Below are 5,939 nucleotides of genomic sequence, written 5' to 3'. Positions count from 1 at the left end.
AATTGTAGGCTCAGCTGTCAAAGGCGTAGGAAAGGTTATCTTAAAAAATACTGGAGAATCCCTCTCAGCAGCGCTTGCCGTTTTACGCAAGCTAGGTAAAGGCGACCCGGTTAAATACCTAAGAAACATCAACTGGCAAGACCTAGGAAAACAATCCGCTACGGAAGTAAAAAACATCGTCAAAGGCCTGCGCGATTCACTCGACGAAATGTCTACCAGTTGGCACTACGACCTACTACTCCCAGACGCCGCCATCGAAGGCATGCAAGCCACGGTTAAACGCCTAGACGACGTTACCCCCAAAATCGACCAGCATATGCAACAAGCCGCCCAAGAAATTGGACAGCGAGTTAATAAAGCACTGGATGAATATCAAGGCCAATCACCAATTCGAGGCGTCACTGATAAGCCCACCAAAGCCAAGGCTGATGAATTGGAGCCGCCAAAAGGGAATGAGTTGCCGGGGGCTTCAATAAAACGTATGCCACAATACAATGTGCCTTGTTTTAAAAAGAATGCCAAAGGAACCGCTGTTGAATATGACCGCCAATTAAAGGGACAAATGGACGGGCTAAATAGCATGACTGTAAAACAGTATCTTGAAAATCGCGATGCTTATAAAAAGATTGGACGAAAAGGAACTGGAAAGGCGCAGAAGGCGGCTAGAGAAAAGTTTAAAAGTAAATTAATTAATAAATATAAGAATAAACTAAGAAAAGAGAATAGATTAAGTGGTCAGGAGCTTTCGGATCAAGCAGAAGCACTTGCAAGGTTGGACATGAAGACTCTGAATGCTTTGCATAACCCTGATATGATTGCAGGGGGACTAGATGAAGTTGTTGATTTAGGCGACGCCAGTGTTAACCAATCTATTGGCGCACGATGGAATAAAAAAGGTTTTGATGACTCAGGTAAAAAGACTATGTTGAGTCGTGTTGAGCTAATGGATAATGAAGCAGAGAAAGCACTAAAGGCATTGGGTCCAGATGCAAAATTAAATATGAACTTGTACAGGTGTAAGTAGATGAACGAATACTTTGAAGAATTTTATAACTTTGGCGGTTTTGGACCTGCAATTAAAGAGATCAAGCCGACAGGTGAAGATATTAAAGCGTATAAAGGCTTATTGCCTGATAACTTGCTAGAATATTGGAAAGAGTACGGCTTTTGTGGCTGGGGAGCTGGACGGCTATGGATGGTAAACCCAGCTGATTATCAAGATGTTTTAGACTCATGGCTGAAAAGCACTAGATTTGAGCAAATGCAAAGAGATGGTTTGGATAACTTCTCCGTAATAGCCATTGACGCTTTTGGAGAAGTGTATATTTGGGGAAAGAACTCGGGTAATAGCCTATCGATAACAAGCTGTTATGGTATGATTTTTCCAACATTTAACGATCAAGAGTTTATTGAAGATGGAAAAGAACTAACTTTAGATTTATTTTTTGCAAATAAAGTTAGCTCCGAAATTGATTTAACAGATCACAATGAACAACCTCTTTTTGAACGTGCTGTCGAAAAGCTAGGCCCACTTGAAAATGGAGAAATCTATGGCTTCGTGCCAGCTCTTGCCCTTGGTGGCGAACCTAAGCTTGAGAATCTCCAAAAGGTAAAAGCCACGGAACATTTAGCTTTCTTAGCGGACCTTGGAGAGAAGCGTGTTATGGCCGATATCGTTGCGCTATCTAACCAATTACCCCATAACCAATAGCACTTTTTAAGTCCTTTAATGCATAGATGTTGTGAGGCTAGGTTCAATCATCCTCCTAGCCTACACTTCTCACCAAATTTCTTTTGCTGCTTTCGTTTACATGTTTAATTAGAGAAACCACGGTAGCTAACTTTCAACTGTTTTGTTGAGATGATATGCAGTGGTAAGACAAAGTCACAAATAGAAGCCCAAGACATACCACAACCATAGTCAAAGTTATCTTAAAAAAATACCGGAGAATCACTCTCCGCTGCGCTTGCAGTACTGCGGCTTTTTACCCAAAGAAAAGTCGGTAAAGGCGACCCAGTTAAATACCTAAGAGACATCAACTGGCAAGACCTAGGAAAACAATCCGCCACGGAAGTTAAAAACATCGTCAAAGGCCTGCGCGATTCACTCGACGAAATGTCTACCAGTTGGCACTACGACCTACTGCTCCCAGACGCCGCCATCGAAGGCATGCAAGCCACGGTTAAACGCCTAGACGACGTTACCCCCAAAATCGACCAGCACATGCAACAAGCCGCCCAAGAAATCGGGCAGCGAGTTAATAAAGCACTGGATGAATATCAGGGTCAATCACCAATTCGAGGCGTCACCGACAAACCCACCAAAGCCAAAGCCGATGAGTTGGAACCGCCAAAAGGGAATGAATTGCCGGGAGCTAAAAACCAAAATTCAACTTCCGATTTCAACATTGATAAATTAGAAGTGTCAGATATTCCTTCTTTCTCTTCAGGTAAGTTCAATGAGTGGTTTGACTCAAGAACGCCTGACGAGCTTTCCGAGCTGTATAAAAAGCAGTCGTTCAAAAATAAAATCTCTGATGGGCTTAGGGGCTCAGGAGGTAATCACGAATTCCTTATGGTTGTCGAAGCTCCTCAGTGGAGTAAATGGGGAGTTAGTGCTAGGCAAGTCCAAGAAGATTTTGCTATACCTATATCGACTCTCAATGAGAGTCTGGCTAAGGGCTGGAAGCATGTGACAGGAATTAAGGGATCAAGAGCTCCAAATTCGAAAAAAGTCCACAATCAATTGCAAAAAATAATAAAAAGATCCGAAAGTCTAGACGACTTTAAAAATAATATCAGGGAGTGGGCTGAAATGTGGATTGAAGGTGGTTATAATTCATTACCTAAAGGATTTCATAAATAAGGCGTATTAAAATGACCAAAGAGAAATATGTAGAAGAAGACGACTATTATACTCAGGGGTTTGAAAAAGAAGGTGTTGTTTCTATATGGCTTGGAGTTGAAGCTGCGGATGAATCTGTAGAAGTTGATGTTCTACAAGATCTGTGTGGCGTTGGTTATTATGACTTAGCAAATCAAGAATCTGAGTATATAGAGTCAGGAGTTGTCGATATTGCTGAACTTTTTACAGAAATATCTTATGCAAGTTCCTTTGAAAAAAGTGCCATAGACTCTGCTAAGTCAATCGGTATTACCAAAGCAAAGTGGCTTGTTTGTCAGTTTGATTTTGATTATGACCCTAAAAAAACAACACGCTCTGTTCAAAGTGACCCTGTTTTTATCGGTTCATTTGCTTATGAGGAAGATGATTAGAATCAGTTCTAAGGCCTAGGTTACCTGCGAATCATCAAATATACCGCCATGCTTTTGAAAAGTTGGACGGGCAAATCGATGCTGTCGGCTCCCCTAATATCAATCGTTATATCTACACTTTGTGGTGGCTGGCACTTTTACAAGCCTGTGATGTCGCTCCAGCTCATATCCAAGAAGTGCTCGATGTTATTGGCGAACGCGGCAAAGACACCTTACTTGATAATGTAGCCATTGCACTTGGTGATAACGATAGACCTATTTCGCCCACACTCTATTACCCTGAAATTTATCAAAATCTTTCACTCACTTTTACAGTACCCAATGAACAAAAGCCTGATTTACTCAACCAATTTGCACAAAATTGGTACAGCAAGTTAGAGAACTTAGCTGACTGGCATGATAATCATAACTGTGAATGCGAATTCGAGTACACGGATTATTATATTGGTTATTGGTGCTTTGAATTAGCGTTAACCGCTAATGTTCTAAAGATACACAAGGAATCCTTAGAAGATAGCGTTTATATACCAATTGATTTAATCAGATAAACCTTTGCGAATAATTTTTTAAGAAACTGTTTGGACGTTGTAGGGCCAGCCCCCCTAGCCCTCCACGTCACAAATCGTGGTAGGCACCTTGATTTCCATGATACCGATTATCGACCAAGTCATGGATTTACGAGATATCATCGCCAATGTCATGTTACTGACCGACGATGATGAAGCCAACGACACCGACGCTTGGCTTGCGTTTACCCTCACCGGCATTGGTTTAGTGCCAATTGTGGGCTCAGCTGTCAAAGGCGTTGGTAAGGTCATCTTAAAAAAATACCGGAGAATCCCTCTCGGCTGCGCTTGCAGTGCTTCGCAAGCTCGGCAAAGGCGACCCTGTTAAATACCTAAGAAACATCAACTGGCAAGACCTAGGAAAACAATCCGCCACGGAAGTTAAAAATATCGTCAAAGGCTTGCGCGATTCACTCGACGAAATGTCTACCAGCTGGCACTACGACCTACTGCTCCCAGACGCCGCCATCGAAGGCATGCAAGCCACGGTTAAACGCCTAGACGATGTCACCCCCAAAATCGACCAGCATATACAACAAGCCGCCCAAGAAATCGGGCAGCGAGTTAATAAAGCACTGGATGAGTATCAGGGTCAATCACCAATTCGAGGCGTTACCGATAAGCCAACCAAAGCCAAAGCCGATGAGTTGGAGCCGCCAAAAGGGAATGAGTTGCCGAGGGCTAAACTCAAAGCTATAAAAATGAAGAAGTATAGACCTCCTTGCTTCATGCCAGGCGAAGACTTAGCGAAGAACTTTAAGGGTGGTAAGCAAGCTCTAGAAAAAGAGTTTTATAAACAACTAAAAGCTCAGCAGCACGGCATCAATAAAATGACGGTTGAACAATATTTAGAAAACCGTAAAACCTTGACTGACCTTGTTAAAGAGCATGGACATAAAAAAGCAAGAAAAATTCTAACGAATGGCGGAATGGCACAAGTATCAGCAAGAAAGAAGTTAGAGGACGAAATGTATGAATCAATATTAAAAAGTTTGAGAAAGCAGGGTATTAAAGGTCGAAATGCTGATAAAGTCGCAACAGAGAAGCTAAAAGAACAAATGTCTCAGTTAGCTGCTTTACATGATCCTGACCTGATAGCGGGCGGTAGTGATAAGATCAACAAACTCGGAAATAAAAATGTAAACTCCTCTCTCGGTTCTCAGTGGTCTAAAGGGGGGAGAGTTTCCGGTATGGATGAGGCAGCAAGGGTTGCGTTGAGAACAATGGGCCCTACCACCCAAATGAATATAGAATTAGAACGGTGTAAGTAAGGAGGTTAGAATAATGACCAAACAATTTGAAATAGATGAAGATTTCGAGTGGTTTCTTGAAAAGTTTGAAGAGCCTAGTGAAAAAAATCAAGCCCCAGCAGAAATAATAAAAAAGTTTGAAGGTAAACTACCTACTAGATTATTAGAATATTGGAGTGAATACGGATTTTCTGGTTTCGGGGAAGGACTTTTTTGGTTAACTAATCCCGATGATTTTGAAGATACCTTAGATGCATGGCTTGGAGATATAGGTATCATCGAGCAAGACACATATTATGTAATTGCTCGCAGTGCTTTTGGAGAGCTATTCTTATGGGGAGAGAAATTTGGACATAAATATCTAATCGACCCATCTCACGGTTGGATTATAGAGAAAGAAGGTAATGCCGAAGACATAGCAGTTGGAGAAGAAAACGATGCCATACAGTTTTTCTTTGGTGCAAAAAGGCCAACATCGCTGGATATAGATGATACGAGTGGAGGCTTACTTTTTGAGAAATGTAAACTTCGATTATCTCAATTAAAATATAACGAAATGTATGCTTTTGAACCCGCTTTTTTTCTTGGTGGGCAGCCTACCATTGACAATGTCAGTAAAGTAAATATTTTCGCCCATCTAAGTGTATTAGCATCATTTGGTCAGAAAGAAATACTAGACCAACAAGGGCTTATAGCTAAGGCTTATTCATAATAAATGCTCCTGTTATTTAAAGTAGCAAATAAAAACCACTTAACTCCTTACCACTAAAAACACTTACTTATTAATTGAAAATGCGATGATGATTAACTTTGAACTCATCGCTAATCAAATTGACGTAAGTGCCAC

General features: G+C 41.3%; 8 protein-coding genes. All 8 read left to right on the top strand.

The window, feature by feature from the left end; all coding sequences use genetic code 11:
- A partial coding sequence (locus CEX98_RS14340; RefSeq protein ID WP_242441712.1) for a polymorphic toxin type 15 domain-containing protein occupies nt 1-1,024 on the top strand: 1,024 nt, incomplete at its 5' end.
- The gene (locus CEX98_RS14335) at nt 1,025-1,711 is read left to right on the top strand and encodes a GAD-like domain-containing protein (protein ID WP_095727606.1); all 687 of its coding nucleotides are present in this window, start codon (nt 1,025-1,027) and stop codon (nt 1,709-1,711) included.
- A 405-nt stretch (nt 1,712-2,116) separates the two neighbouring features.
- Nucleotides 2,117-2,866 carry a hypothetical protein gene (locus tag CEX98_RS23285; RefSeq protein ID WP_242441711.1) on the top strand — a complete coding sequence of 250 codons (750 nt, stop codon included), beginning with the start codon at nt 2,117-2,119 and terminating at the stop codon, nt 2,864-2,866.
- An 11-nt stretch (nt 2,867-2,877) separates the two neighbouring features.
- Nucleotides 2,878-3,276: an immunity 22 family protein gene (locus tag CEX98_RS14325; protein WP_099642741.1), complete on the top strand. Its 399-nt coding sequence runs from the start codon at nt 2,878-2,880 to the stop codon at nt 3,274-3,276.
- Between the two features lie 62 nt (nt 3,277-3,338).
- Nucleotides 3,339-3,824: a PoNe immunity protein domain-containing protein gene (locus tag CEX98_RS14320; protein ID WP_242441710.1), complete on the top strand. Its 486-nt coding sequence runs from the start codon at nt 3,339-3,341 to the stop codon at nt 3,822-3,824.
- 88 nt (nt 3,825-3,912) lie between these two features.
- Nucleotides 3,913-4,170 carry a hypothetical protein gene (locus tag CEX98_RS14315; protein ID WP_143484345.1) on the top strand — a complete coding sequence of 86 codons (258 nt, stop codon included), beginning with the start codon at nt 3,913-3,915 and terminating at the stop codon, nt 4,168-4,170.
- Nucleotides 4,136-5,113 carry a polymorphic toxin type 15 domain-containing protein gene (locus CEX98_RS14310; RefSeq protein WP_242441709.1) on the top strand — a complete coding sequence of 326 codons (978 nt, stop codon included), beginning with the start codon at nt 4,136-4,138 and terminating at the stop codon, nt 5,111-5,113. Before CEX98_RS14315 ends, CEX98_RS14310 begins: the two co-directional genes overlap by 35 nt.
- 13 nt (nt 5,114-5,126) lie before the next feature.
- Nucleotides 5,127-5,804 carry a GAD-like domain-containing protein gene (locus CEX98_RS14305; RefSeq protein ID WP_088531447.1) on the top strand — a complete coding sequence of 226 codons (678 nt, stop codon included), beginning with the start codon at nt 5,127-5,129 and terminating at the stop codon, nt 5,802-5,804.
- Nucleotides 5,805-5,939: the final 135 nt, after the last annotated feature.

The organism is Pseudoalteromonas piscicida (assembly GCF_002744175.1).
In the GTDB taxonomy this organism is placed as follows: domain Bacteria; phylum Pseudomonadota; class Gammaproteobacteria; order Enterobacterales; family Alteromonadaceae; genus Pseudoalteromonas; species Pseudoalteromonas piscicida_B.
Note: the sequence above shows the minus strand (reverse complement) of the source record. Positions and strands in the feature narration are given on the sequence as shown.